Origin of the sequence: Haloarcula amylolytica JCM 13557 (genome assembly GCF_000336615.1) — an archaeon.
In the GTDB taxonomy this organism is placed as follows: Archaea; Halobacteriota; Halobacteria; order Halobacteriales; family Haloarculaceae; genus Haloarcula; species Haloarcula amylolytica.
Window position 1 is genome coordinate 322,904 of the sequence record NZ_AOLW01000035.1, and the last position, 25,665, is coordinate 348,568.

At 59.4% G+C, this 25,665-nt stretch carries 22 protein-coding genes; 8 read left to right on the top strand and 14 right to left on the bottom strand.

Annotated elements, in window-relative coordinates; all coding sequences use genetic code 11:
* Positions 1 to 5 precede the first annotated feature (5 nt).
* The gene (locus C442_RS15380; RefSeq protein WP_008312006.1) at positions 6 to 239 is read left to right on the top strand and encodes a hypothetical protein; all 234 of its coding nucleotides are present in this window, start codon (positions 6 to 8) and stop codon (positions 237 to 239) included.
* 117 nt (positions 240 to 356) lie between these two features.
* Here C442_RS15380 and C442_RS15385 read toward each other — a convergent pair whose 3' ends face one another.
* Positions 357 to 788 carry a hypothetical protein gene (locus tag C442_RS15385; protein ID WP_239642316.1) on the bottom strand — a complete coding sequence of 144 codons (432 nt, stop codon included), beginning with the start codon at positions 786 to 788 and terminating at the stop codon, positions 357 to 359.
* A gap of 103 nt (positions 789 to 891) precedes the next feature.
* On the opposite strand from C442_RS15385, the gene C442_RS15390 reads away from it, so the two are divergent.
* Positions 892 to 1,500 (top strand): hypothetical protein, encoded by a 609-nt coding sequence (locus C442_RS15390; protein ID WP_049943031.1) that lies wholly within the window; start codon positions 892 to 894, stop codon positions 1,498 to 1,500.
* Positions 1,501 to 1,579: 79 nt separating this feature from the next.
* On the opposite strand, the gene C442_RS15395 is transcribed toward C442_RS15390, so the two are convergent.
* Positions 1,580 to 3,340, bottom strand: coding sequence for a BCCT family transporter (locus C442_RS15395; RefSeq protein ID WP_008312011.1), 1,761 nt, complete (start codon positions 3,338 to 3,340; stop codon positions 1,580 to 1,582).
* Between the two features lie 414 nt (positions 3,341 to 3,754).
* Between C442_RS15395 and C442_RS22265 the strand changes: the two genes are divergently transcribed.
* Positions 3,755 to 3,916: a hypothetical protein gene (locus tag C442_RS22265; RefSeq protein ID WP_005533017.1), complete on the top strand. Its 162-nt coding sequence runs from the start codon at positions 3,755 to 3,757 to the stop codon at positions 3,914 to 3,916.
* Positions 3,917 to 3,922: 6 nt separating this feature from the next.
* Here the strand turns inward: C442_RS22265 and C442_RS15400 are convergent, their stop codons facing one another.
* The 4 genes from C442_RS15400 to C442_RS15415 all read right to left on the bottom strand — a co-directional run bounded on the left by C442_RS15400 (position 3,923) and on the right by C442_RS15415 (position 11,117).
* The gene (locus tag C442_RS15400) at positions 3,923 to 4,366 is read right to left on the bottom strand and encodes a universal stress protein (RefSeq protein WP_008312014.1); all 444 of its coding nucleotides are present in this window, start codon (positions 4,364 to 4,366) and stop codon (positions 3,923 to 3,925) included.
* Between the two features lie 91 nt (positions 4,367 to 4,457).
* Positions 4,458 to 5,720, bottom strand: a complete 1,263-nt coding sequence (ilvA, locus tag C442_RS15405; protein WP_008312016.1) for a threonine ammonia-lyase — start codon at positions 5,718 to 5,720, stop codon at positions 4,458 to 4,460.
* 56 nt (positions 5,721 to 5,776) lie between these two features.
* Positions 5,777 to 8,329: a GcvT family protein gene (locus C442_RS15410; protein WP_008312018.1), complete on the bottom strand. Its 2,553-nt coding sequence runs from the start codon at positions 8,327 to 8,329 to the stop codon at positions 5,777 to 5,779.
* Positions 8,330 to 8,546: 217 nt separating this feature from the next.
* Positions 8,547 to 11,117, bottom strand: coding sequence for a GcvT family protein (locus C442_RS15415; RefSeq protein WP_008312020.1), 2,571 nt, complete (start codon positions 11,115 to 11,117; stop codon positions 8,547 to 8,549).
* A 368-nt stretch (positions 11,118 to 11,485) separates the two neighbouring features.
* Here C442_RS15415 and C442_RS15420 point away from each other — a divergent pair, with 368 nt between their 5' ends.
* The 3 genes from C442_RS15420 to C442_RS15430 all read left to right on the top strand — a co-directional run bounded on the left by C442_RS15420 (position 11,486) and on the right by C442_RS15430 (position 14,710).
* The gene (locus tag C442_RS15420) at positions 11,486 to 12,442 is read left to right on the top strand and encodes a succinylglutamate desuccinylase/aspartoacylase family protein (RefSeq protein WP_008312022.1); all 957 of its coding nucleotides are present in this window, start codon (positions 11,486 to 11,488) and stop codon (positions 12,440 to 12,442) included.
* Positions 12,443 to 12,580: 138 nt separating this feature from the next.
* Entirely contained in the window at positions 12,581 to 13,771 is a 1,191-nt protein-coding gene (locus C442_RS15425) for a hypothetical protein (protein ID WP_008312024.1), read from the top strand.
* Positions 13,772 to 13,849: 78 nt separating this feature from the next.
* A complete protein-coding gene (locus C442_RS15430) occupies positions 13,850 to 14,710 on the top strand; it encodes a methylenetetrahydrofolate reductase (protein ID WP_008312026.1) in 861 nt (286 codons plus the stop codon).
* 293 nt (positions 14,711 to 15,003) lie between these two features.
* Here C442_RS15430 and C442_RS15435 read toward each other — a convergent pair whose 3' ends face one another.
* Together C442_RS15435 and C442_RS15440 are read right to left on the bottom strand one after the other, a co-directional pair.
* A complete protein-coding gene (locus C442_RS15435) occupies positions 15,004 to 16,380 on the bottom strand; it encodes an aminomethyltransferase family protein (protein ID WP_008312027.1) in 1,377 nt (458 codons plus the stop codon).
* 237 nt (positions 16,381 to 16,617) lie between these two features.
* The gene (locus C442_RS15440) at positions 16,618 to 17,115 is read right to left on the bottom strand and encodes a dihydrofolate reductase (RefSeq protein WP_008312029.1); all 498 of its coding nucleotides are present in this window, start codon (positions 17,113 to 17,115) and stop codon (positions 16,618 to 16,620) included.
* A gap of 251 nt (positions 17,116 to 17,366) precedes the next feature.
* Between C442_RS15440 and C442_RS15445 the strand changes: the two genes are divergently transcribed.
* Positions 17,367 to 17,642: a hypothetical protein gene (locus C442_RS15445; protein WP_008312031.1), complete on the top strand. Its 276-nt coding sequence runs from the start codon at positions 17,367 to 17,369 to the stop codon at positions 17,640 to 17,642.
* Positions 17,643 to 17,814: 172 nt separating this feature from the next.
* On the opposite strand, the gene C442_RS15450 is transcribed toward C442_RS15445, so the two are convergent.
* Positions 17,815 to 18,468, bottom strand: a complete 654-nt coding sequence (locus tag C442_RS15450) for a DNA-binding protein (protein WP_008312033.1) — start codon at positions 18,466 to 18,468, stop codon at positions 17,815 to 17,817.
* Between the two features lie 409 nt (positions 18,469 to 18,877).
* Here C442_RS15450 and C442_RS22270 point away from each other — a divergent pair, with 409 nt between their 5' ends.
* Positions 18,878 to 19,045 (top strand): hypothetical protein, encoded by a 168-nt coding sequence (locus C442_RS22270; protein WP_008312034.1) that lies wholly within the window; start codon positions 18,878 to 18,880, stop codon positions 19,043 to 19,045.
* A gap of 134 nt (positions 19,046 to 19,179) precedes the next feature.
* Here the strand turns inward: C442_RS22270 and C442_RS15455 are convergent, their stop codons facing one another.
* The 5 genes from C442_RS15455 to C442_RS15475 all read right to left on the bottom strand — a co-directional run bounded on the left by C442_RS15455 (position 19,180) and on the right by C442_RS15475 (position 25,616).
* The gene (locus tag C442_RS15455; protein ID WP_008312037.1) at positions 19,180 to 20,280 is read right to left on the bottom strand and encodes a carbon-nitrogen hydrolase family protein; all 1,101 of its coding nucleotides are present in this window, start codon (positions 20,278 to 20,280) and stop codon (positions 19,180 to 19,182) included.
* A gap of 101 nt (positions 20,281 to 20,381) precedes the next feature.
* Positions 20,382 to 21,620, bottom strand: a complete 1,239-nt coding sequence (locus tag C442_RS15460; RefSeq protein ID WP_008312039.1) for an MFS transporter — start codon at positions 21,618 to 21,620, stop codon at positions 20,382 to 20,384.
* A 331-nt stretch (positions 21,621 to 21,951) separates the two neighbouring features.
* A complete protein-coding gene (locus tag C442_RS15465) occupies positions 21,952 to 23,121 on the bottom strand; it encodes an ISH3 family transposase (RefSeq protein ID WP_008312041.1) in 1,170 nt (389 codons plus the stop codon).
* Between the two features lie 1,152 nt (positions 23,122 to 24,273).
* Complete coding sequence (locus C442_RS15470) at positions 24,274 to 24,816, bottom strand: DUF7344 domain-containing protein (RefSeq protein WP_008312046.1); 543 nt, start codon at positions 24,814 to 24,816, stop codon at positions 24,274 to 24,276.
* A 536-nt stretch (positions 24,817 to 25,352) separates the two neighbouring features.
* On the bottom strand, positions 25,353 to 25,616 hold the full coding sequence (locus C442_RS15475; protein ID WP_008312048.1) for a HalOD1 output domain-containing protein: 264 nt from the start codon (positions 25,614 to 25,616) through the stop codon (positions 25,353 to 25,355).
* Between the last annotated feature and the right edge of the window lie 49 nt (positions 25,617 to 25,665).

Below are 25,665 nucleotides of genomic sequence, written 5' to 3' on the forward strand. Positions count from 1 at the left end.
TATGTATGCTACAGTTTCCGGTTCAGCTCGGTTCGGGCCTGCTCGAATCCGTCGGGCAGGTGGCTGCGGTCGCTGGAACCGTCGTCCTCCTGCTGATGCTCGTCGGTCTGGGTGCCTTCGCGTACAAGAGCCTCGTCGGAGACGGCATTCGCTGGCCCGATGAGCAGGAAGAAGCGGACAGTGAGGAGGACGACGGCGTCGTACAGGGGAGCCGTGAGGACGACTGGAAGTATTACTGACGGCGGCATCCCACTGCGCGTTGGAACTGGTTATCACCCTGCGCTTGATCTCGTAGCCGTTCCGAAGCAACGCACAGCCCGTCGAACGGTCGTAGTGTGATCAATGTACCTATCGGCTCAACCGGCACCGTGTTCGTAGGAGTGTTCGAACTCCCAGTGGTACCGACAGTCCGTACAGGTCGCCCATTCGGGGATGTCGAACCGCTCGGGGTGGCGTTGCCCGTGCTCCATCCGGCTCCGACAGACCGGGCAGGTGAGATACAGGAGCTGCAGGTCGGCGAACTCGTCGTGGCTGTATTCGCCGACACACCGCGGACAGTCGATGCTGTCACGCGCGTTGTGCTGGAAGATTTCCGACTCGCATCGCGGACATTCGACCGTCGCTGGCGGCCGTCTCACCCACCCAATGTCACCGTCGTACGTCGTCGTTGCCGTGTCCATGCTCGACAGCCTAAACTTGTTCGGCCCGTCACTCCGCTGGAGTGGTCCGGCGACCCGCTTGCCGACCCAGACAAGCTTCGAGATTAGAACTGCGAGCCATCCAGACACTGTGACACGGTATGTATTCTGATGGCTTAAATTTCCGGGCAGATCCCGCTCAGAGCGCCGATGTCGCCGACAGGTTTTCACGGTGACCCACGGTATGTGACGCATGGGTTTTGATGCAGTTGTCAGTGCCGTGCCGACCGTGGCTGGACTGGCGGCAGTCGTTGGGCCATCAGTTACAGGACAGCTGGACCCGGGCGTTGCCGCCGGGCTGTCCAGACCACTCCGGGCAGTGGTTTCGTTCGTTCTCGTGCTCGTGGCCGGCGCACTGATACTTCGGCTGCGGCGGAACTACGTCGACGAGTCGATCGACGCGATTTCGGACAGCCCGGCGACGGCCGTCCTCTACGGGGTCGCTGGGTACGTGATCGTCGGAATCGTCGCCCTCTACGGGGCGACGACGCTGGCCCGTCTCAGCGTCGCTGGCGGGATATTCGTCCGTACCGCGATTCTCATCAGTAGCGCGTTCGTCCTGGTACTCACGAGCTTCGGGTTTCTCGTCGTCGGGACGCTCCTCACAGATATCCTGCGCAACCGACAACCGACGTTGGGGCTGCTTATTGGAGCGTCTCTCAGCGCTGTCTCGTGGGTCCTGCTTTCACCCGCCGGCAGTATCGTGTCCAGTCTCGCCATCGCCGCGTTCGGAATCGGGGGCTCCGCCCGGCTCTGGATACACTCTGAACGGACGGTCGAAACAGAACTCGGCGGCCGGTAGCGTGAACGGTTTCGACCGTTGTTGGCGATAGCGTCCTGATACTACCGGTCGCGTCGGAAAACGCCAAAACGAGGGCGCTTCAGTCGGTACCCGTCGCCGTGTCGTCTCCCGGGTCGGAGATATCTGTCACCATTTCGTCGCCGGCGGTCACGACGTCGACATCATCCCGTTCGGAGAGGTCCTGGATAGTCTCTGCGAACTCTTCGGACTCGAGTATCTGGTACTCGTTGTCGAGGCCAAGATACACCGTGTAACACATCAGACACAGGATGAACGCGAACGGGAGTCCTGTCGTGATTGCGGCCGTCTGGAGCGCCGTCAGCCCGCCGCCGATGAGCAGGATGGACGCGACAAGCCCCTCGGTAAGGGCCCAGAAGACCCGCTGCGTCCGCGGGACGTCGTGTTTTCCGCCCGAGGTCAGGTGGTCGATGACCAGTGACCCCGAGTCCGACGACGTGACGAAGAACGTGATGACCAGCAGCGTCGCGATCAGTCCACTGACCACGCCGAGCGGGAACTGCTCCAGCAGGGCGAACATCGCCACGGTCTGGCCGACCTCGTTGTAGGTCGCGAGCGCCTGTCCGTTCCCCATCAGTGAGTTGAACATCGCGCTGCCGCCGAACACCGACAGCCAGAGCGTCGAGAACAGCGACGGCAGGAACAGCACGCCCAGGACGAACTCCCGAACGGACCGGCCCTTCGAAATGCGCGCGATGAACATCCCGACGAACGGCGACCACGCGATCCACCAGCCCCAGTAGAACACGGTCCATGCGGTGACTGTTCCGTTCGCCGCTTCGTTGAGCGTTCCGGTGAAGAACCCGAGTGCGAGGATGTTCCCGAAGTACGCGCCGAGGCCCTCTGCCCACGTCCCGAAGATGTACACCGTCGGACCCACGATAACGAGGAACCCGAGCAGTGCGAACATCAGATAGAGATTGAGCGTACTCAGCCGCTTGACGCCGCCGTCGAGACCCGCCGCGACCGAGAGAGTCGCGATGAGCGTGATGCCGGCAATGAGCGCGACCTGTGGCCAGGTCCCCGTGGGGATACTCACCGCTCCGAGCATGTCACCGCCCACGTAGGAGAGCCCCGTGTTGACCTGTGCGACACCGAGGCCCAGCGAGGTTGACAGCCCGAACAGCGTCGCGAACACCGTCACGAGGTCGATGATGTGGCCCGGCCAGCCGTAAATTCGCTCGCCCAGCAGGGGCCAGAATATCGACCGGAAGGTGAGCGGGAGCCCCCGGTTAAACGAGAAGAACGCGAGGCCGAGTCCCACCAGGCCGTACACCGCCCACGGGTGAAAGCCCCAGTGGAAGAACGTTTGCGCCATCGCGGCGGACGCCGCCGCGCCGGTTCCGGCTTCGGCCCCGAAGAAGCTCGGGGGGTTCTGGAAGTAGTACAGCGGTTCCGAGACGCTGAAGAACATGAGGCCGATGCCCATGCCGGCGCTGAACAGCATCGCCATCCAGGAGAAGTCGCTGAACTCCTTCTCGGCCTCGACGCCGCCGATTCTGATATTGCCGTACTTGCTGAACGCGAAGTAAAGCAGTGTGATGATGAACACGTTCACCGCTAGCAGGTAGAACCAGCCGAAGGTGTCCCCGATGGTATTGAACAGCCATGTGTACGCGGAGGCTGCGGTGTCACCGAGCAGTATCGTCACTGCGATGAACAGTGCAATGATCACCAGCGCCACCGGGAATACCACCGGATGGATGTCGAATCCAGCCGCCTGAATGTTCGTATCACCGGGTTCGCGGTCGGACTCCGGATGGAACAACTCGACCTGAAGCCCGTCAGACATTTCCCCGGTTTGATCGTCACTGTTTGCCATACGTTACCCCTCTCGAACGCGGTACTGGTCTGTGGTGTCTCATTGTCGTAGTCGCGGTCGTCCTCTGTCGTGGTCCGTTGCCACCGTCATGGTAACGACATCCCGGCGTAGCGCGTCTACAGCATTCGCATCCTGTTTGTCTCACTGTACTCGCTCGGGCGGACACGACGTGCCCGCAGGGCTATTGTCGGCGTGTTTTATGTGCTACACAGTCTCATACTTATGCACTGATGCAACTGTAATAAAACTTCACCTTAGACACCAATATATCACGGACTCAAGCACTGTACGGCTGTGACTCGGCAGACATCTCTCCTATCTAGTACATTGAGGTTTGCTGGCTGTCGACGAGTCTTCGATTGTCTCACCGCCTGATGGGTGCGTATTTATTTCGGACTCCCACTTAGCATCAGTATGGCACGACTTCTGGCAACAGGGGCAGCCGCGGTGGCAGCACTGCTGATGGGCGTCGGCCTCGTCGGGATGACAGTCGGAGACTTCCGACTCGCAGGATTCAGTTTCCTCAGCGCCAGCCTGGTGATCTACATACGTGAGACGCGACTGATAGACGCGTAGCTGATGTCAAATGTCGTTGACACTCATCCGTTGACTGATGACTGGAATGCTCGACGTCCGGACCACTTTATCCGTTGTCCCACCGAGCAGGTTCCCGAGCTTTCCACGGAACGCCGAGCCCAGGACAATCGCGTCCATGTCTTCGTTTTCAGCGAACTCGACGATTTCCTCGCTGGGTGCGCCGGTTTTGAAATGCGTCTTGTACTCGACGCCGTGCTCTTCGGCGACGGTCCCGAGATTCGCCAGAACCTCTTCCCCGTAGTTTCGATACTCCTCGCGCATCTCCTCTTCGTCATCTCTGAGCGCGAGCGCACGCGGCGTGCCCGGCAGGTCGATGACGTACAATGCATGGACTGTCGCGTCGAGCGCAGCGGCGAGTTCGATGCCGTGTTCTGCCCCTCTCTGGGCCTCGTCACTGCCGTCATACGGGACGAGTATGTGGTCGTACATGGTGCCTGACTCATGTGTAATTCCCCCACACACCTGTTATAGGTTTCCCCGCTCGTGGCGTCGATCCGTCGATCTGAATGCCGATTCCGGCTCACAGTGCGCCGTTTTGGGCCTTCCGTGCGACGTTGTCGACGGGGTAGCCCGCGTCGCGTATCGCCGTAATGATGGTCTGTGCATGCTCGGCACCGCTCGTCTCGACGTTAAAGACGAGGTACGCCTCCCCGATTTCGAGGTTCTCGACGGACCGCTCGTGGCGAACGTCGTGGATGTTAGCTCCCTGCCGGGCGATGACCCCCGAGATCTCCTCCATCACACCCGGCTGGTCGTCGATGCGAACCCGAAGCTGAAGGAGCTGCTGGCGCTCCGTGAGCGCGTGGATGAGGACCTCACGCATTTGTGTCATATCGAGGTTCCCGCCACAGAGCAGCGGCATCACCGTTTCGCCCGACACGTCGAGTCCGTCGCTCAGTACAGCGGCCACGGAGGCGGCCCCGGCACCTTCTACGACCTGTTTGGCCCGTTCCATCAACAGGAGAATCGCCTGTGCGATGTCGGTGTCCGAAACAGTCACGACCTCGTCGACGTTCGCCTCGATGATGTCGAGCGTCGTCTCCGAGATGCCGCCGGTGGCGATGCCGTCGGCGATTGTGTCGACCTCGTCGAGCACGACCGGAATCCCCTTGTCGAGGCTCTCGTGCACCGTCTCCGCGCCAGTCGCCTGGACACCGACGACGCGCGTCTCCGGCGAGAGGTGTTTGATTGCCGTCGAGACGCCGCTGATGAGCCCACCGCCCCCGATAGGGACGACAACTGTGTCGACGTCCGGGCAGTCATGGTACATTTCGGTACCGAGGGTCCCCTGGCCAGCGATTATGTCAAGGTCGTCGTAGGCGTGAACGAACTCGGCGTCGGTCTCCTCGACGACGGCTTTGGCGTGAGACATCGTCTCCTGAAAGTCGTTACCCACCAGTTCGACGCTCCCGCCGTAGTCTCTCGTGGCGTCGATCTTGGCCTGTGGCGCGTTCTCCGGCATGAAAACCGTCGACTCCGCGCCGCATTTGGTCGCGGCGAGGGCGACGCCCTGTGCGTGATTGCCGGCGCTGGCGGCGACGAACGACTCCACGCCATCGGCGACGTCCTGTGAGATCTTGTTGAACGCGCCTCTTGTCTTGAACGAGCCTGTCCACTGGAGGTGTTCCATCTTCAGGTGGACCTCGGCGTCGACGAATTCACTGAGAGACGTACTCCGTTCGACTGGCGTCTGCTTGACGACTGTGTCGTCGTCCAGTCGTTCGCGGGCTCGTTCGATGTCCGCGTATGTGACGGGCAGGGTGTCCGATTCGGTTTGTGTCATGTGTTCGTATCGTCCCGGGCCTTATGTCAAAGTTGGTGGGTCAGTGCGCTGTCCTGTCATTTGATGATGCGCTCTCGGGTTGGGTCGAACAGCGGCTCGTTGCACACCGTCGCTACGTAGGTCTCGCCCTCACACTGGATCTGGACCGATGTGCCGGCTTCGGCGTATTCGATCGGAACGTACGTGTACGCGATGGATTCGTCGAGACTGTAACCGTAGTTTCCGGCCTGCACGTAGCCGATTGCCTCGCCGTCTTTCATCACTGGCCGCCCACTCAGCATGATATCTGTCGAGTCGTCGAGCGTGAGCGGTGTGATTTTGCTGTCAATTCCCTCGCTGCGGGCCGTCTCCAGTGCCTCCTTGCCGATGAAGTCTGTATCCATGTCGACAGCGAAGGGGAGTCCAGCTTCGAAGGGGTTCGAGTCCGTGTCGATATCCGTCCCCCAGAGGCGGTAGCCTTTCTCTAACCGCATTGAACTGAGTGCGCCGCCGCCCATCGGTCGGAGGCCGAGGTCCTCTCCGGCGTCCTGCAGCGTCTCCCAGAGCCGCTGGCCGTACTCCGTCGGGGCCCACAGCTCCCAGCCGAGTTCACCCACGTACGAGACCCGGAGGGCAATGACCGGCACCTCGCCCACGTACATCTGCTTGGCCCGGAAGTACGGGAAGCCACCGTTGGTCACGTCCGCGTCGGTACACCGCTGGAGGAGGAGCCGCGCGTTCGGCCCCCAGAGGCCGATTGTGGATTTCGCGCCTTCCTCGACGTGGACTGATACCCTCTCGGGCGCTTCGTCTTCCAGATGGCCGCCGTGGATGCCGGGGGAGTTCCCGCCACCGGTCGTCACCATGAACTCCTCGTCGTCGAGTTTGACGACGGTTATGTCCGCGAGAATGCCGCCGCCCTCGTTCAACAGCAGCGAGTAGCGGACCTGGCCGACGTCGAGGTCCATGTCGTTGCTACAGACCCGCTGGAGGAACGCCTGGCTCCCTTCGCCTTCGACCATGATCGAACTGAACGTCGTCATGTCGAACATCGACACCTTGTCGCGGGTGTGGAGATGCTCGGCGGCCTCGATCTTCGAGCGGTTGATGCCCTGCCAGCCGTCCTGGTCTGGAATCCGGTCCTCGTACTTCTCGACCAAGTCGGCGTTGGACTCGTACCACTGTGGCGTCTCCCAGCCGCCGCTCTGGTAGAACTCCGCGCCGAGTTCTTTTTGCTGGTGGTAGAACGGACTCGTCCGGAGCCCCCGGTGGTCGTCGGGCTGCCACCGCGGCTCGACGATGCTGTACACCTGCTCGTACCGCTTGGCCCCGCGGTCAACGAAGTAGTCCTTCTCGCCCGCGTGCGGTTCGAACCGTCGGACGTGGATGCCGCCGGTGTCGACCGGGCCGGACGGCAACCGCGGAACGCCGTTCTCCATCCACTCGGCGAGGATGCGGCCGTAGCCCCCGGAGTGGGTCCACCAGATAGCCAGCCCTGTCCAAAGGCCGTCGACCTGGGCCGTCTCGCCGACGGCCGGCATCCCGTCGGGCGTAAAGACGAAGATACCGTTCTCAGTGGCCTCGTATTCCACGTCCTGCGTCGCCGGTAGCAGTTCGTCAAAGGCCTGCTTCGCGGACTTGTCCCGGCCGCGGTGAGTCGGCGTCTCCCAGTGCTCCTTCGTGAACCCTCTCACTGACGCCTGATGCTCCTCGGAGTTCTTCCCCATCGCCTCGGGATCGACTGAGAGCGTCTCGTGGTTGTACGACCCCATCCCGAGCGCGTCGCCGTGAGTCCGGAAGTACAGCGAGTGGTCCTGGTCGCGGCCGACCGGCTGGTGTGGCCCTTCGCTCATGTACTCCGCGATAGAGCGGTCCCCAGGGACCTCTAGTCCGGTCGTGTTGTCGCCCACCGAGGTCTCAGCGTCGGCGAGTTCGTCCATCGGTTCAGTGACGACGTACTGGTGTTCGACCGGCGCGATTGGCAGGTCCAGCCCGGCCAGTTGGCCGGTCTGGTAACCCCAGTTGTTCGTCGCAATGACCGCGCGCTCGCAGTCAATGCGGCCCTGGTCGGTTTCGATGGCGTTGATTTCGCCCCCCGAAACGTCCATGTCCGTGACCTCCGTGTTCCCGTAGAACGACGCCGAAGAGTGTTCCATATACCACTGGAGCGCGCCGATTCCGTCGACGCGCCCGTCAGTCGGTGAGTAGTAGCCACCGAGGATTTCGTCTTCGTGGACCATCGGAAGGTGCTCGGTGACTTCCTCGGGCGAGAGCAACTGCGGTTCCGGCAGCCCGTAGGCAGTCGCCCACTCGACGCGCCGACGGAGGAAGTCCATCCGCTCCTCGCTCCGGGCTACTTCGATGCCACCGACCTCGTCGTAGACGCCGGCATCGGAGAGGAGCCGACTGGTGTAGTAGGCTGTCTTCGTCTGTATCTTGGACGGCGACGTCTGGAACATAATCCCAGGGGCGTGTACCGACGAGCCGCCAGTGACCGGGAGCGGACCCTGATCGATAACCGTGACATCCTCCGCGCCGAGTTCCGTCAGGTGATACGCGACGCTACACCCGACGGCCCCGGCACCGATAACGACTGTATCCGCCCGAGACGGGGGAGTCTCTGTGCTCATGTATCTCGTTTGGGACTGTTTCTGTCATAATCTTAAATACACCGGTGACCGGAACCGCTCTGAGAAGGAAGCGCCAGTTAGAGCGCCCAGAGATCGGTATTTCGTCCGGTACCAGAAAATCTGCTATCCGTCGGTCGGCGGGAAGGAATGACGGTTCGGGACTGAACCACAGCGTGTTACAATCCCGATAGAACCGGCGATGGGTCCCGGACCGCTCTCAGACCAGCGGTTCCTCGCGGACAGTCGCGTCGTACCGCTCGCCCTCGTAGAGGATTTCGACGCTGGTACCGGGTTCAGCGTACTCGGGTGGCAGGTACGTGTAGGCGACACAAGCGCCTTCGGTGTAGCCGTACTCGGCGCTGTGGAGGTAACCGATAGTCTCGTCGCCGTCGAGGACTGGCTTGTTGTCGAGCACGACGGCGTCCTCGTCGTCGAGGGTCAGACAGGCGACCTTGTGGTCGATGTTGTCGCCGTCGGCGGCCGCCGCGACCGCTTCCTTGCCGATGAAGTCGGTTTCGAGGTCGACGGCCCAACCCAGGCCGGCCTCGTACGGGTTGTGCTCCGTGTGGAGGTCCTTCCCCCAGAGGCGGAAGCCTTTCTCGATTCGTAGCGAATTCAGCGCACCGTTGCCGTACGGTCGGATGCCGTACTCCTCGCCGGCCTCCATGATGTGCTCCCAGAGGCGTTCGCCGTACTCCGAGGGCGTGTAGAACTCCCAGCCGAGTTCGCCCGCGTACGAGACGCGAAGTGCAGTCACGGGAACGTTCTTGACGAAGAACTGCTGGCTCGTGAAGAACGGGAAGGCGTCGTCGGAGAGGTCGACGTCGGTGACCTTCGACAGGACCTTCCGGGCGTTCGGGCCGGTACAGACCATCGCCACCAGGCTGGAGGTCACGTCGTTGACGACCACGTCGTCGGGGGACTGCTCGCGCACCCACGCGACGTGGTTGTTCCCGACTTCGCGACCCGTCGTCAACAGGAGGTAACGGTCCTCGTCGCTTCGCGTGACCGTGATGTCCGCCCGGACGCCGCCGCCCTCGTTGCACATCAGCGTGTACTTCACGTCGCCCACGTCGATGTCCATGTCGTTCGTACAGAGGTACTGGACGAACTCGCCGGCGTCGCTCCCGATGACCTCCATCTTGTTGAAGGATGTCATGTCGTGGAGCCCGACGTTCTCCCGAACGTTCAGCGCCTCAGCGCCTTCGATGGGGGACCAGTATTTCGCTTCCCAGCCCTCGCGGTCGGGGATCTGGTCACCGTACTCCGCCAGCAGGTCGGCGTTGGAATCGAACCAGTGTGGTTCCTCCCAACCGGCCTCGGCCCACAGTTCGGCGTCGTACTTCTTGTGGGTGTGGTACATCGGGGTCCGGCGGATGTCCCGCTGCTTGTCGGTCCAGACCCACTTGGGGTGCATGATGTTGTAGACGATGCGGTACTCCTCGCCGCCGATGTCCCGGGCAAAGTCCCAGCTCCCCTCGTGCTCGTCGAAGCGGTTCACGTCGCAATGGGCGAGGTCAATCGGGCCGTCAGGGAGCTGTGGAACGCCGTGTTCCATCCACTCGGCGAGCGCCTTACCGGCACCGCCGGCGTGCGTGACCCAGATGGCCGCCGCCGTCCAGAGGCCGTCGTACTCCTGAACGGGACCCATCACGGGGAGTCCGTTCGGCGACTCCGCGAACATCCCGTTGTACTTGTGTTCGAGTTCCTTGCCGGCCGTCGCCGGGAGGAGTTCGTCGCTGGCCTGGCGGGGGGCCTTGTCCGGTCGGTCCGGATGGGTCGCATTGTCCATGTGGTAGTCGGTGAACTCGTGGACTGACCCCTGTTCGCCGTCGGGGTCGTTGCCACCGAGGTCCTGTGGATCGGGCACGATTGGCTCGTGGTTGTACGAGCCGATGCCGTAGGAATCCCCGTGGTTCCGGTAGTACATCGCGTTGTCTTGGTCGCGGAGAATCGGCCGGTCCGGACCGACGAGGAGCCGCTTTGCCTTCTCCCCGGAGACGTTCTCGTAGTTCTCGAACAGCGGGTGGTCGGTGATGTCCACTGCACTGTCGGCCAGTTCGTCGAGGGATTCCGTCATCGTGTACTGGTGCTCGACTGGCGTCACCGGCAGGTGCACGTCGAGCTTCTCGCCGAGTTGGCGGGCCCAGATGTTGGTCGCGACGACGACCTCGTTACACTCGATAGTGCCGTTCTCCGTGACGACGGCCTGTACCGAGCCGTTCTCGGTCTCGACGTCCTCGGTGCGCGTGTGCGGCACGAACTTCGCGCCTCTGTCCATCGCTTCACGAGCCAGCGCGTCACACGCGACGACGCCCGAGACTTGCCCGTCAGTCGGGGAGTAGTAGCCGCCCTTGATCTGGTCGGCATCGACCAGCGGGAGGTGCTCGGTGACTTCTTCGGGCGAGAGCAACTGCGGGTCTTCGATGCCCCAGGCCTTCGCGTACTCGACGCGGCGCTGGAGGAAGTCCATGCGCTCCTCGCTGCGCGCGACTTCGATGCCGCCTGTTTCGTTGTATGCCTGCTGCCCGTCGGCCCCTTCGAGGTCCGAATACAGCCGCCGGCTGTAGTCCGCAAACTGGCTCAGGACCTTCGGTTCCGCGGTCTGAAACATGATTCCGGGGGCGTGCGTCGACGATCCACCCGTGGTCGGCATCGGCCCCTGGTCGACCACGACCACATCTTCTCGGCCGAGCGCTGTCAGCTGGTAGGCGATGTTGCAGCCGACGATTCCAGCACCGATGATGACGGTGTCGGCCTGGGTCGGCAGGCTATCGGTAGGCTCCATAACTCTGAGTAGAACGTGCTATGGCGTGGCAATATAGTTACCGCCTGGTCCACCTCCTTTGCAAACTGACATTGTATCATCACGTAGTGTTTCAGAATAACAGGAGTACCATTGTTAATAGATTTGGGTCCCCTGTGGTGATTGTCGCTTCCGGGCAGAAACTCCGACCAGTGTCCAACAAGCTAATGTACTGTCAAGTTATATGTTAACAGCCCTCTGTGATTTTTATGATACGGGGTTTTCACACCGGCGACAGCCGCTCTACCGGTCAATGGTTCTGTTCCGAAGGAGTATCACAGCACCGCTCCGTGTGGCCCAGCGATGCTCCTACTCCCAGCGCTTTTGCCTGCGCGCCGCCGGGCATCGATATGGACTACACCGCCGTCACGCACACGACGACTGACCGACGGCTCGGGAGACTCCCATCGGGACGAGACGTGTCCGTGACTGTCCACCGGTACGTCGGCGGCCCCGGACCGACAGTGTATATCCAGGCGGCGCAACACGGCATCGAACTCAACGGCCCGGCCGCGTTACGGCGACTGCACGACCGCCTGACCGACGCGGCTATCGCCGGGACAGTACTTGTCATCCCGGTCGTGAACCAGCTCGCGTTCGATCACCGGTCGTACATGACCCCCGGCGAGTACGACGTGATGAATCCGAATCTGAACCGCGTGTGGCCGGGAGACGACTCGGGAAGCCTCCAAGAACAGTTCGCCGCTCGCCTGTGGGAACTCGTGAGAGACGCCGACGCAGCGGTCGATCTCCACACTGGCACGGCAGACATGTTAGAACACGTCAGGTGCCAAGCGGGCGATCCGGCCGCCGAACGACTCGCCGAGGCGTTTGGCACTTCCTACAGACTCATCGACGAAGCCGAGGAGGCCGGCGACGACGGCTCGGGCGGGACGTTCCGCGCTGCGGCTGCGGCAGCCGGAATTCCGGTTATCACGGCGGAGCTATCGAACAGTCGCCGGATAGCACAGGACGCGGTTGCGGCTGGTGTCGACGGGATACAGAATCTCCTGCGCGAGCGGGCAGTCCTCCCGGCGGACCCGGAGCCCCGGGCCGAGCAGACGGTACTCCGAAACGATTCGGGGCCGGTCACCGCGTCGGAATCGGGACTGTTCGAATGTCGGCCGGACATCGCCGTCGGTGACGCTGTCAACGCCGGGGAGCGACTGGGGGCTGTCTACGAACCCTCCTCGTTCGAGCAACAACAGGTCGTCTCAGCGACAGAACGAGGAGTGATATTCTCGCTTGCCAGGGAGTCTGTCGTCGTGAAAGGAGAGCGTCTCGCAGGCATCGCGACACCGCGATAACCGAGACGTATCCGAGGAGCCGCCCGCGGGAACTGTTTCAGACGTGTGTTGCTAGCCGTAGTTTTGGGGAAGTTTATAAATGGGTTCGGTATTCCACACCTATCTCTACACCATAACGTGTCATAGTCACTCAATGACATGGGACTTCACACCGCTTTCACGGCGCTCGCGGAGGTCATCGATGCGTACGAATCCCGCGGTCGGTCCATCGAGACCGTCGAAGCATCGCCGGCCGACACCGGTGATGCAGTCCTCGATGTAACGGTGGCGATGCCGATCTCGCTGCGTTCCGGCGGCGGCGCTGACAAGGGTCTCACGCCGGAGACGGCGAATCTAACCGACAGTGGTGACCTCGAAGTCACGTTCTCACCGTCGGCCACTGAACTTCCGTCGACCGCTGGGATCTCACTGTCGATAGGTGATGCCTCGGCGACGGTTACTGACGACGGCTTGCTCCTGACGGTAGAGCTGACAATCGATACCACAGTAGCGCAAGACGAGGCAGCCAGCGTCGACTGTGGGCCTGACCAGGCTAGCCCTGGCGACGCGGGGACAGTCGGCACAGCGAGTGCGGCTGGCACTGACGGTGGTACCTCACTCGCTGATTCTGCTATCTCGGATTCAGAAGCTGTCAGTGAGGGAGACGACGGTTCACGGGAAAGCCCACAGTCGGACGGCGCGGCTACAGCGGCACCTCAGTCTGGTGGCGAGAACGACTCTGAATCCGGCCCGTTCGCCGCCGTCCGCGACGACTCCGTGCCACCGTACGAGGACACCGACTACCTGCAAGCACTGTACGACGAGTGTGACAACTTCAGAGAGATCGCCGAGCAGATACAGATGGACGTCTCCTCCGAGACGGTCCGACGCTACATGATAGAAGCGGACATCCACGTCCCGAACACGTACAATACCTCCAGCGACGACGAAGAAGAAGCGGCCAAATCAGGGCAGTCTGACAACGCCGCGAGTCAGGGTGAAGTCGATGCCGGGGACGAACAGGTCAGTGTGGCCGACCCCGTTTCGGCCGAGTCAGTTGGTTCCGAGAGTTCGGTCGGGGAACTTCCAGACGAGCAACTGGTCACTGACGGGATCGGACTCCCAGCCGATGTCCAACTGCGTGACGTCGCGAACGCGGTCGTCGATTCGGACACGGTGTACGAGGTCCAGCGATGCCTGAGTCTCGACCGTGGCCAGACCCGGGATCTGCTGGAGGAACTCAATCTGCTAGATCTCGTCCTGTGCCGGCTCGCAGACGAACCGGACCACGCTGTCTCCTACGGGACTGTGGCCAGTCGGATCCGGCAGTGTGCGCCTCATAGCGCGTGACAGAAGCGATCTCTTATAAATAGGTTCGATGCCCCACCCACAGAGAAAAGTACGGGTACGCCTTATTTCTGGCAACTCATGGCCCTCGGAACACGCGCTGTCTCAGACAGTCAGGGTGTCCGGACGCTGCTGACGAGCGCCCGGTTCGAACTGATGCCGTTCGAGAGCTTCGACGAGGAGATCACCCACCTCCCCGACGACGCGACAATCGCGATCACGACCTCGCCCCAGCTCGGCATCGAGAAAACCGTCGAAAAGACGGAGGAAGCCGCGGATATGGGGTTCGATGTCGTGCCACACATCGCGGCCCGGTATGTGGAAGACCGGGCGCAACTCGAAGCGATCGCCGAGCGACTGGAGCAGGCAGGCATCACGGACATCTTCGTCCCAGGAGGTGACCGCGAGGAACCGGCCGGTGAGTACGAGTCGGCGCATGACCTGCTCGAAGCGCTCGCAGAGACCGAGTACTCATTCGCGGAAGTAGGAATCACAGGCTATCCCGAGGGCCACGACTTCATCGACGACGAGACGCTGGCGGAGTCGATGGCACAGAAAGCGCCGTACGCGACGTACATCGTCACCCAGCTCTGTTACGACCCGGAGACCGTGTTAGAGTGGGTCGAAGACATCCGTGCTCGCGGTATCGAACTCCCGGTCGAAGTCGGTATCCCGGGCGTGATGAACTACCAGCGCCTGATGCAAATCTCTCAAAAGGTCGGTGTCGGTGATTCGATCAAGTTCCTCAGGAAGACGACGGGTATTCTCGGGTTCGTCAAGCAACTGGTCGGCTCCCGCGGGACCTACGAACCCGACGAACTCATCGACGGACTCGCGCCCTACGTCGGAGACGACGAGTACAACATCCGCGGCGTCCACATCTACACGTTCAATCAGACGCCCGACACGGAGAAATGGCGGCACAACCGTCTCGACTCCTGAAACCGACCTACTTACTGTCCGGACTCGGGCCACCCAGCTACAAGTACCTGTTTTCGACCGTCTCGCTGGCAGAGACCGCCAGCGAGCCATACTGTGGCCACAGATCCCCAACGCAGTCCAGCAAGAACCGTGAGGTGAGCTTTTCGGGGCAGCATCTATACCGCTTCGGAACTGCAGGAGAGGGGGACGGAGCTACAACGGTATCAGTGAAAACCGGGCGCGGCAGTCGGGGCGGTAAAACAGCAGCGGACGACAGATGGGTGTGCGGACTGCTGGGACAGACGGAGTGATGATCAGTCGTCGCTTTCGGCCTCTTTCCGGGCGTTGAGCTTCGCCTGCTCACGGGCGCTCGGGTTGACGGACTCCTTGAACGGCACTTTCGCGGCGGTCGCGAACACCGGCTCACCGGGTTCGTCGGCGTACTCGTCGGGGAGATGGACCTGGAACTCAAGATCCAGTTCCTCGTCGTAGATCTCGTCGTTGAGCGGCGTATCGGTGACTTCCTGAATCTTCTCAGCCGGGACGAATCCCATCCCGATGTTGGTTTCGAGGTCCGGATTCCACCACGGCGAGGTGAGGTAACCGCATTCCTCGCCCGTGTCCGGGTCAGAGATGAGCCAGAAGTCGGGGGCGTAGTCACGGATCGGCTCGCCGGCGATCTTCAGGCCGATGAGCTTGTGCTCGAACGGGTAGTTGCCGTTCTCGATCTGGTCTTTCTGCTCTTCGAGGACCTCTTTGCCGATGTAGTCGGCCTCCTTGTCGTCGGGAACGTGGTAGCCCAGGTTGACCTGGAACGGCGAGGTCTCGTGGTCGAGGTCCTGGCCCCAGGACATGATACCGGCGGCGATCCGGCGGTGGTGTCCCGGTGCGATCTGGCGACCGTCGTGGTCTTTGACGGACTCCATGACGGGGTCCCAGACCTGTTCGGCGTTTTCCATCGCGTCTTTGACGTAGACCTCGAAGCCTTTCTCGCCCGAGAAACCGGTCTGGCTGATCAACACATCACAGCCGTTGATTTCGGCGTCCATCAGGCCGTAGTACGGGACGTCTTTGACCTTGTCGCCGACGACGTCGACCATCACGTCGAGCGCCCTCGGGCCCTGAATCTGCATCGGAGCCACGTCGATTTCGTCGATTTCGACGTCGAACTCGTTGTCGACGTTGACGCCCTGCAGCCACTGCATCAGCGTCGAGTCCGAGATGGAGAACCAGAACTCGTCTTCCTCGGGACGCAGGAGAACGGGGTCGTTGAGGACCCCGCCGTCCTCGTTACAGAGGATGACGTACTTTCCGTCCATGGCGTCCATACCTGTCACGTCGCGGGTGACGACGTAGTTCGTCAGCGCCTCGGCGTCGGGCCCTTTGACCCGAATCTGTCGCTCTACGGCGACGTCCCAGAGGGTGACAGTGTTGGTCAGTGCGTCGTACTCCTTCATCACGCCGCCGTCCTCGGGCTCGATGAGGCCGCGCGGATGATAGAGGCGGTTGTAGACGGTCGCCCGCCAGGCACCCTCCTCGTTGAAGGACTTGTGGAAGAACGGGGACTTTCGAACGCGCGTTGACACCAACATCTCGATGTTGGGGTCACCAGTCTGGCGGAGGTTACGGGGGACAGTCCGATCTGACTGGTCGACACTGGGATGGTTAGGATGTTCCTCGTTACCGGTCATGCCTATGAAAGAAGATGTGAAATACTAATAAAGGATATTGTTACTTGCTTCTGGGGTTTATATGCGGGGGAGACTTTGCGGGCACTGATGATACTCTGAACCGTTGTTTAACAGCCCCAGTACATGAATATTCAGCAGAATACGGTGTCGTGTTACTCGGCTGAAACTGGTAGCTGTAGTACGAAACGACCGGCACGGAACACGACCGAGCGGTTGGTGTGACTGTTCGGACAGATATCAGTCCGAGTCACTGCCGGCTCGGGTGTATTTGACGATGTCGAAGTCGTTGTGGTTCGTTCGTTCTGTCTCGGACCAGCGCGACCAGTCGACCGTCGGGAAGACCGTATCGCCGTCGAAAGCTGCCCTTAGTTCGGTGAGGATTAGTTCGTCGGCCTGTGGGAGAAACTGCTCGTACGCAGTAGCGCCGCCAATGACGTACGTCGTAGATGCGCCGCTGTTGGCCGCTTCGGTCAACGCCGCCGTCGTCGAGGTGACAGCCGTGACACTGTCAGGAAGGTGACGCGGCGTCGTAGTCAGAACAATGTTCAATCGCTCCGGGAGTGGGCCGTCGAGATCACGGCGGATGCTCTCAAAGGTACGCCGGCCCATAATCACCGGATGACCGATAGTCGTCTGTTTGAAGTGTGTCAGATCTTCGGGATACTGCCACGGAATGTCGCCGCCGGCACCGATCACGCCGTTAGCCGCGACGGCGGCGATCAGCGAGAGTTTCATACGTACCCCTTTGTCGGGCTGCTGGTAATAAGTCCGCCCCACCGATGAGCGAGGCCACCGCTCGAAACCGACGCATCAATTCCGCTGCCCGAGCTAGGGACACGGTTTCAAGTGACAGCAAGTCGTATTCTGGAACTGGAATCCTGCCGTTTGGATCTGAATCAGTGGGATGTCGCTACACCAATGCTAGCCCGGACCTTGATAGCGTATCTCGCGCGCGACTTATGGGGTTCAGCCATATAAAATGCCGTATGGATACGATTCACCTGTCGCCCGGTCCCGCCGCTGCTCAGGCGTTTCGCCTGGGAATTATCGCGAGCGCGGTCGGTGGACTCGCTGGGATCGCGACGCTGTACTGGTTAGACGTCCTGACACCGGTGTTAGCTGGATACGCACTCGTTCTCCTGTTCCCCGTGTATCTTGTCTTCGCCGCAACAGCGTTGAGCGTGTGGTTGGGATACAACAAAGACGCGACAGCATTGCGACCGGTCTACCGTCAAAAGGATTCGAGCGGGCGATCCGAGTAAACACCACGGTTAGATAGGTCCAGTATCTGCCCCAAAGACTCTCTTTTTGATGGTTTTGTGTACATACACCAGAATACAGTTTCAAATGCGGTTCGAGATCACGAGAGTTGGTTTAAACCGGTAAAACGATTGGAAGCGCTTTCCGAGCGCTCCCAGTGGCGGATCTGTGGACTCACTCCTTTCTGTCGATTATTGTTGCCGCAATGAGGTTCCGCATTCCCCGCCGGAGCCGGCCGCTCATCGCTGTCGAGGACAGTCCGATTTCGTCGGCGACTTCGTTCAAGGAGATATCCCTGGGTTCTCCGAAATAACCGTTTTCGTATGCGGTTGTCAGTGCGGTCCGCTGCTCATCGGTCAAGCCGTACGACGACTCGCCGCCGGTGTCCGTGTTTCCGTAGATTTCGATGATATCGAGCGAGATGTCGTTCTCGTTGGCATACTCCCAGATCGTGTTGAGTGCCTCTCGGTCGGGGAGGAGGAGTCGGACGAGCCATCCGTTGCCCTTCGTTTCGGTATGGACGAGAAATCCGTTGACATCCGTGACGACAGAGCTGATGAGTTTCGTTTCGGGGGTGTGTTCGATGTAGTATATGCCGGTCTGGTCGGTCCAGTCGACGAGTTCGTAGCTCTGGACTGTCGGGTCGGCATCGAGCATCTCTTCGAGTCGGTCTCTGTCACGATACTCGATGAGGAACGGAAACACGGTGGAGCCCGGATCAGTATTCCCCTGTGTGATGACACGTATCGCTATGTCTTCGAGGTTCTGTAACGTTGGAACCAGAGCGAGGCGTTCGTGTCCGATGTGTATTTTCGTCGTTATTGACATTTTGTGGTGCGGAGATTACAATCGAAGCGTCAGAGATGAATGTCAGTTCGACAACGGAGCACTATCATCTGTGAACTGCTGTATGTACGCGGGGTCTCCACGTCAATGTTTACATGCACAGGTGCACACACGAAGGCAAAAACAAAAAGCTGACTGCCGTCCCAAATAGCTCCTATCGTGTTCGTGAGACTGTGTTTTCGCCAATGAGAACGAGTCTATGGATGCAGTCTAAGCGACGAAGCAACGAGAAATAACTCAGAAGTTATATGTCATGGACCCATTTAATTCGGCGACCAGCATACGTCTATATCGGAATCTGTATTAACAATTGTTTATAATTTCCCGTAATAAACACCCGTAATTATCCTACAATGAGCTTAGAAGGCTGTACCCAGTATATTATATTGATATGAGTGAACCACAAAACCAATCCACCGCGGATAGCGAGTTCTCAAACGCCGATTTCTATCTACCGGCAGTCGCGCTACCACCGAACTTCGGTCGTATCGAGGCGGCTGTTTCCGACCTCTTCGACTTCCACGGCGTCGTGCTGATTCCGGACAGTTACAATAAGTAACTCAGCCGCGTAGCATGTGTGGTTTATTTGAGAGTTACCTATAGTAACAATTGGAACGATTTACACACTGATCGCACTGCCATCGGGCGATCAGGTGTGTGTTGATCTTCAATGGCTACTATAACTAATCGTGGTTAGTCGGTCAGTTTATCGGCGACCGCTTCGACAGCCTCGACAGGAACGTCGTACTCGTCGGCGACCGCTTGTGCCTGTGCTGCCGAGAGTGAACCGGTTCCGGCGACTGCATTTTCGCTGGGTTCTCGCGGCTGTGAGGGTGCCAACGTTTCGTCGTTGATAGACAGGCTCACTGCGTCCCAGCGGGTGTAGTGACCCATCGCATCGAAGTACGCCTTCGTCGCCCGCCGTTCGTCGTCCTGGAACTCGGCAGTCAGGAGTCCCTCCTCACCAACCAGCGGACCGGCTTTGACGATCCCTGCCGGGTTGATGAGCATACTCCCGCCTGCGGCGACGTTGAACCCGAGTTCGTCCTCAGAGAAGCCGTCTGGAACAGCGTCGCTCATGTACGCCGAGCACGCGGCGACGAACGACTGGGTTTCGAAGGCGTACTCCCGCATGGCAGGATAGATATCGCAGGTATCCACGGCCTCGCTCGTCTCCGCTCGGGTCTTGTCCCCTGGATGACCGTGTTGTTCCCAGAAGCCGGGCCAGACGGCGGCGTGTATCTCCTCGCCCATTGCGGTCAGCGCTGCCTTCGAGAGCGTCATATGGTTCTCGTAGCAGATGAGGCCGCCGAGCCGTCCGACAGCCGTCTCGTACGTGGCCAGGCTGGATGGGTCGCCGCGCCCCCAGATGGCACGCTCCTCGTGGGTCGGCATCAGTTTCCGGTGTCGACCCATCAGCTCCCCCGTACTGTCGAAGTAAAACAGCGAATTGTAGAGCGTCTCACTTCCCTGCCGGTCACTGATTTCGTTCGTGCCCAACACGAGCGTGAGGTCCGCCTCCGCGACTGCCTCACCGAGTACCTCGATAGCCTCGTCGTCGACGTGGAGACTGTTCTTCTGGAGGTCCACCATCAGGTCAGTCCATCTGGAGATAGAGACGCTGCCTCGCCAGTATGGGTATCCCGGGAAGTACGTCTCCGGGAAGACGACGATGTCTGCACCGTCCCGACCCGCCTGCTCGATGTACCGGCATGTCTTGTCTAGCGTTCCCTCCTTGTCGTGGTAGACAGGCTCTACCTGCGCGGCCGCGAGTGTGAACGATTCAGCTGGCATTCGTTTCCAATTCACAGGCCAGCATCAAATCAGTTGAGCCGATCCGCCGGGGGTGCGGTCTCAGAACTGTTCGTGGGACACGGAACCGACCGGGCTCTTTCCTACTGCCGTCCCGGCTCTGGGGCCTGCCAGGCGACGATGATACCGGCGATGGCGACCACGCCAGCCAGTAGAAACGCCGGCTCGAACCCGACTCTGTTTACTACGGCTCCACCGGCGATCGGTGCAATAAACGCCCCTGCCAGGCCGATACTGGTCTGGAACGCGACCGCCGTTGCGGCGACGCGCGGATCGACAAGCTCTCGAACGTACGTGAACGAGAGGCCGAGCGTCAACTGGACCGCAAATCCGATCAACAGGAGGACAGCAACGAGCAGTGCCAGCGAGCGGAACTGCGGAAACCCGAGGAGAAGCGGAGCGGCGAGTCCGAACGACCACAACACGACCGGTCGCCGGCTTCCGTCGAAGACCCGATCCGAGATGAGCCCGCCACTGATTCGAGATATGACACCAACAGCGGGAAATACGGCAACGACGAGTCCGCTCACAGCCAGAGAGAAGCCAAGGCCTTGCGTGAGATACGACGAGCCCCAGCTATTTACGAACAGGTATAGCGCGTAGCCGAGGAAGCCGAGGATACCAACGAGCCAGACGCTCGGGCTCCGGAGCACTGCGCCGAATTCCTGCAGGGACGGGGCATCGCCGCGGCTCCCGCCGTGCCCGCGACTCGCTGGCCAGAAGACGGCCAGGCCCGCGATTACAGGACCAATGAAGGCCAGAAAGACAGCCGGCCAGCCGAACCGCTGGGCGATAAGCGGCCCCGTTCCCTGTCCGAGTGCGAAGCCGACCGGCCCACTGGCAGTGAAGATGCCGACTGCTGTCGCACGGTTGGAGCTGTCGACGGCCCGGCTCACCATGTCGATACCGGCGTTCCAGACAACGACGTACGCAGTGCCTCCCAGTACACGAGATGCGAGGATTGTCTCGTACTGGCCACGGCGGCCGGCTTGCCAGCCCCACATCCCTGCGATGACTAAGATGCCCACCGCAAGGGCTATCACACTCCTCGAATCAGTCCGGTCCAGCACAGCCCCGGCAGGGAGGCTGACGACGACAGCGGTGCCGAACATGACCCCGACGAGGAGGCCGGCGGCTGTCGGCCCGACCTGCAGTGAGTCTCGAATAAGTGGTGTGACGCTTGCGGGGACGATCTCGTATGCGGCCAATCCCATCGAGATCAGGCTCGCACTCGCCACGAGCCACCACGTCGAGTCGGCTGTTCGAACAGGTGTCTCGGCAGCGGTATCCGAAATATCGGAATCAGTAGCCTGAGGTGTCATTCTGGCGGGGAAGAGCGTTCGGTCATCGCACTGTCGTAGTTGGCACCGGAGCTATAGTCAGTACCTCACAAAGCGTCTTCAGCTAACTGCTTCTGACGGGTGGGTTCATTCGGAACAGCGGCTGGAACGGCGGTTGACACTCACTCNTCAGTACCTCACAAAGCGTCTTCAGCTAACTGCTTCTGACGGGTGGGTTCATTCGGAACAGCGGCTGGAACGGCGGTTGACACTCACTCTAGGCCAGTGATGACACGAAGCTGTCGGAGTCGGCGGCGGAAAGCCGCCGACACGACAGCGTTGCCACTACCAGTAGTCCCGTCCCGGTCGGTGATTACCGCTCGAACCGGTCGTCAGGCGGACGATTTGCCGGAATTGACCTCCGAACTGAGAGAGCGTTCCACGCTGCGCGGGTGACCATACGAATGAATTCCTCGAAGGGCCACCACCAGAGGCGACGCCCGCCTCGGCGGGGCGTCGCCGCGTATTCCCAATGCAGATATCGCCAGATGTTCTGAAGAAGCAGGCTAATCACCACGAACAGCAGTCGTCGCATCTGATCAGTCACCGTCGTGGAGATCAACGACGACTCTGACAGGCGGTACGTCGCCTCAATACCGAACCGCTTGCTGTAGTGGCGACGAGCTTGTTGTGGTGTATCGATGAACGGCGCGTCAGCGGCGTAGCCGTGACGCGCCACTTCATGATCGTCGTAGCGACCCATTTTGTAGGTACAGTCGATCATGACCGGGAATTCGACGGTCCACTCGTGACCGTCGAATTCCGTCGTGAGATCGTGGTCAATCTCACGACTCCATCCCTCCGAGAGTTCCTGCTGAATGTCGTTCCCCCATGCGATGACTGGAACGACGTAGGCGTAGTTGTGCGCCTGCATCAGCGTGAGGCACTTCCCGTCGTAGAATTCGCTATCAACGTAGAGTGCCTTGACTTCGAAGTCGAAGCTATTGGCGAGGCCGAGAAACTCTGCGAGGACGTCGCTGGCGGTGTCGCCGTCGGTGAGACGGCGCACCGCCAGCGTGTAGCGTTTGTTGCGAACCCGAGCGTACAGTGTCGCGTACGCGTGAAACGCCGTGGTTCCGTCTTTGGCTTCGTTGAAGTAGAGGCCATCAGTCTCGTCAGTGTCACCGTAGTAGGGCCGCAGGTGGAGATCAACAACGATCTCCACCTGCTCGGGGAGCATATCGAGTGTGTACTCCTGGAGAAGCGTGTTCCCAACGGTTGTGACTGTGTCAAGGTCGAGTTTCGTTCGAAGGTGGCGAAGGATGTTCGTGCTGGATGAGCTATCTTCACTCCGATCGCAGAGTGTGGAGATCGAGGTCCCGTCGGCGGTCGCGCCGACGAGGACCTCGTAGATGTCTTCGGGATCAAGATCAGCGTTCTCACCGAGACTCACGCCAAATGAGCCAGTGAGTGCGTTGACGAGAAAGTTAAGGAGCTGGTCCTCGTGGATTTCACCGTCTGCTTGCTGCTTGTGTTTGGTCACACTTCAGCCAAGCAGACCTCTCAACTAACGGGCTTTGTGAGGTACTGANCGTGGATTTCACCGTCTGCTTGCTGCTTGTGTTTGGTCACACTTCAGCCAAGCAGACCTCTCAACTAACGGGCTTTGTGAGGTACTGATGTTATCTATGTTACTCTCTTTTACCCGTGATCGTTACGCTTGAAGCTCTAAACCGAAAATGCCTCTCAAATGGCGCCACCACGTACTTCAACCCGCATTCAACACTTGAGTAAAAGGCTCAGCTACAACTGCTCCACATACCTTTGGAGTGGTAAGCTCCGCTATGGCGGAATAACACGACTATAACAATACACCCCTGCACATAAGATACTGGTGGAGAGGGCAGTTACCCGACACCCACAACACCGGCCCAATCCTTACCACCCCCCTCAGGGACGCTCGTGCCCTGTTAGTCGCTGTCGACTCGGATCGCTCTCTCCACTTTGATAGTGAGCCGGAACGGCTTCGGTCACACCGTCCTTTCCGGCTCACTCCGGTCTTGACTTTTTAGCTATGACGTGGATTCTAATCCTTTGCTAAGGCTTCGCCGATTCTCCGAACTAATTGTGGATACACTCCAGACGTCCTTAACTTAAACTTAGGTCATCAGAAGTCATTGATGCCCAGCAGACACAGCGAAACTGCATACCAGAATTTGTGACCGAGTAACGGATGTTATGATTGCATTCAGAATCCCCGATAAACACTCCTATAGCCGATATCTGGGTGAGTACTTCTGATAGTTGCAATACCCGGAGGGGTTTTACAACAAAATTCCTAAAGCTCAACACTAGTATACCCCGGACATCGACAACTGGCAAGCGTCTATAGTAGCGATTGGATCAATGCACACCTGCTCGCACGACGGCAGTGCGATCAGTGTGTACATCGTTTCAATTGTTACTATAGAAGTAGCCGACTACCTCAAATATGAACTCAATTACTAAACTGTAACAGTTACACGTAGCGGTGTATGCCGGAACATATCTCCGACAGCGAAATGGAACGGATTTCGGAATTCGCGAGCACTCCGATGTACAAACGGTCGCCCGATCAGTTACTGCCGGACGGTGCGGCCGACGACGAAGAATAACATACCCTTGGGGGGTATTTTCGGTCAGCGCATAGTTCAGCTCACGGCTCGCCGATCTCGAAGGTCTTGTTGTTTTCCCCTCGCCGCCTGGAGACTGCGTGAACAATAGAAAGCACGAGAAATGAACTAATGACGACTAGTCCGATAACTAATGGACTGATTGCACTGAGCGGCGACACACCGACAATTGCTGCGAGGAGTAAAATGGCGTTCAACAGGGCTACGGCCCCATAGTACTGATACCATTTAGAATCATTATCACTATTGCTGATGAATGGTTCAACCTCCGGAGCATCCTCTCGAAGAGCAATCTCGCCCGTATCGGCGTCGTACGTTATTAGCCCTGCCTCTTGAAGCTTCGGAGCATGGGTCTGATACAGCGAGACGTACACCCGCTTTCGCGCCTGCGAGGAGAGTTCTTCGACGGTTGTGTCGTTCTCCCACGCAGCCAACTCCTCAGCTAAGTCGGTTAGCTGGACTGGCTCCTTTTGCTGGCGTAGATAGTAAAGGGTATATCGACGCCTCGAACTGCTGAGGATATCGAACATTTGGTCGCGTGAGAGCTCTGGTTCTTCCTCTACCATCGGTTCACTCATGACCTCGATTGCTGCATTGGTTTGTGTTCAGGCCGCGAGAGCCACATATATACACGAAACCCGGGGTACCGTTTTGTTACACCCCCGTTACCTTCTAATTCCTGAGTAAGAAATAGCTACTTGTATCGCACACCGTACTCCCGTTCTTCACCGACTGACCACAGTCTGTATATAATCCCTCAGTTTGTGACATCCGGAATCATTTGGCGTACTACATGACTCAATCACAATGACCTGCAATAAATAAAAATAAGTCTGCATGTGAAAACGCAGTACAGTGTGTTATTGTTCGGCTCGGTACAAGTCTCTGTTTCATTACTGCGAAACTCCGAACCTTTTCGTATTAGTTTAGATACATATATTAGTACTACGCTATCGAATTCCAGTGAGGATAGACAGAAACTACATAGCATCCTATTAATAACATATCATGAACTCTCCCGGATCTTCTCCACGGCATACTCTCTTACCGGAGGTTCCTCGTTATCCGCTCAGTTAAGAACCAGGAGGAAAGTTCTAGCCGGTTACGTCGGCGTGATCTCGATGGTCTCGCTGTCTCGAATCCGAACGGTGTACCCACTGTATGTGAAACTAATCTGAATGTCGTCGTTGGTCTGCCCTGAGACAATAGTATCAAGGGCGTCCGGGTCGATTCGGTTGTACAACGGTGGGAGACTGGTTTCCGTTACGGATTCTTTAGCTGCTATAGCGGTCACAATCGCTTCACTCGGTGATTCGTACTGGTTTGTCCAAAAGACAGTTTCTGTCTCGTTCCACTCCAGACTCATTGTTCTTTGTATGAACACACTCCCGTATCAGCATATACTCTATCAGACT

Excerpts from the sequence above, each read along its gene's own strand:
- C442_RS15440 (WP_008312029.1), bottom strand. The coding sequence starts at position 17,115 with ATGAAACTCTCGCTGATCGCCGCCGTCGCGGCTAACGGCGTGATCGGT.
- C442_RS15475 (WP_008312048.1), bottom strand. The coding sequence starts at position 25,616 with ATGAGTCTGGAGTGGAACGAGACAGAAACTGTCTTTTGGACAAACCAG.
- C442_RS15450 (WP_008312033.1), bottom strand. The coding sequence starts at position 18,468 with ATGTCAATAACGACGAAAATACACATCGGACACGAACGCCTCGCTCTG.
- C442_RS15395 (WP_008312011.1), bottom strand. The coding sequence starts at position 3,340 with ATGGCAAACAGTGACGATCAAACCGGGGAAATGTCTGACGGGCTTCAG.
- C442_RS22265 (WP_005533017.1), top strand. The coding sequence starts at position 3,755 with ATGGCACGACTTCTGGCAACAGGGGCAGCCGCGGTGGCAGCACTGCTG.
- C442_RS15425 (WP_008312024.1), top strand. The coding sequence starts at position 12,581 with ATGGGACTTCACACCGCTTTCACGGCGCTCGCGGAGGTCATCGATGCG.
- C442_RS15420 (WP_008312022.1), top strand. The coding sequence starts at position 11,486 with ATGGACTACACCGCCGTCACGCACACGACGACTGACCGACGGCTCGGG.
- ilvA (WP_008312016.1), bottom strand. The coding sequence starts at position 5,720 with ATGACACAAACCGAATCGGACACCCTGCCCGTCACATACGCGGACATC.
- C442_RS15470 (WP_008312046.1), bottom strand. The coding sequence starts at position 24,816 with ATGGTAGAGGAAGAACCAGAGCTCTCACGCGACCAAATGTTCGATATC.
- C442_RS15400 (WP_008312014.1), bottom strand. The coding sequence starts at position 4,366 with ATGTACGACCACATACTCGTCCCGTATGACGGCAGTGACGAGGCCCAG.
- C442_RS15435 (WP_008312027.1), bottom strand. The coding sequence starts at position 16,380 with ATGACCGGTAACGAGGAACATCCTAACCATCCCAGTGTCGACCAGTCA.
- C442_RS15415 (WP_008312020.1), bottom strand. The coding sequence starts at position 11,117 with ATGGAGCCTACCGATAGCCTGCCGACCCAGGCCGACACCGTCATCATC.
- C442_RS15380 (WP_008312006.1), top strand. The coding sequence starts at position 6 with ATGCTACAGTTTCCGGTTCAGCTCGGTTCGGGCCTGCTCGAATCCGTC.
- C442_RS22270 (WP_008312034.1), top strand. The coding sequence starts at position 18,878 with ATGAGTGAACCACAAAACCAATCCACCGCGGATAGCGAGTTCTCAAAC.
- C442_RS15445 (WP_008312031.1), top strand. The coding sequence starts at position 17,367 with ATGGATACGATTCACCTGTCGCCCGGTCCCGCCGCTGCTCAGGCGTTT.
- C442_RS15460 (WP_008312039.1), bottom strand. The coding sequence starts at position 21,620 with ATGACACCTCAGGCTACTGATTCCGATATTTCGGATACCGCTGCCGAG.
- C442_RS15390 (WP_049943031.1), top strand. The coding sequence starts at position 892 with ATGGGTTTTGATGCAGTTGTCAGTGCCGTGCCGACCGTGGCTGGACTG.
- C442_RS15410 (WP_008312018.1), bottom strand. The coding sequence starts at position 8,329 with ATGAGCACAGAGACTCCCCCGTCTCGGGCGGATACAGTCGTTATCGGT.
- C442_RS15430 (WP_008312026.1), top strand. The coding sequence starts at position 13,850 with ATGGCCCTCGGAACACGCGCTGTCTCAGACAGTCAGGGTGTCCGGACG.
- C442_RS15455 (WP_008312037.1), bottom strand. The coding sequence starts at position 20,280 with ATGCCAGCTGAATCGTTCACACTCGCGGCCGCGCAGGTAGAGCCTGTC.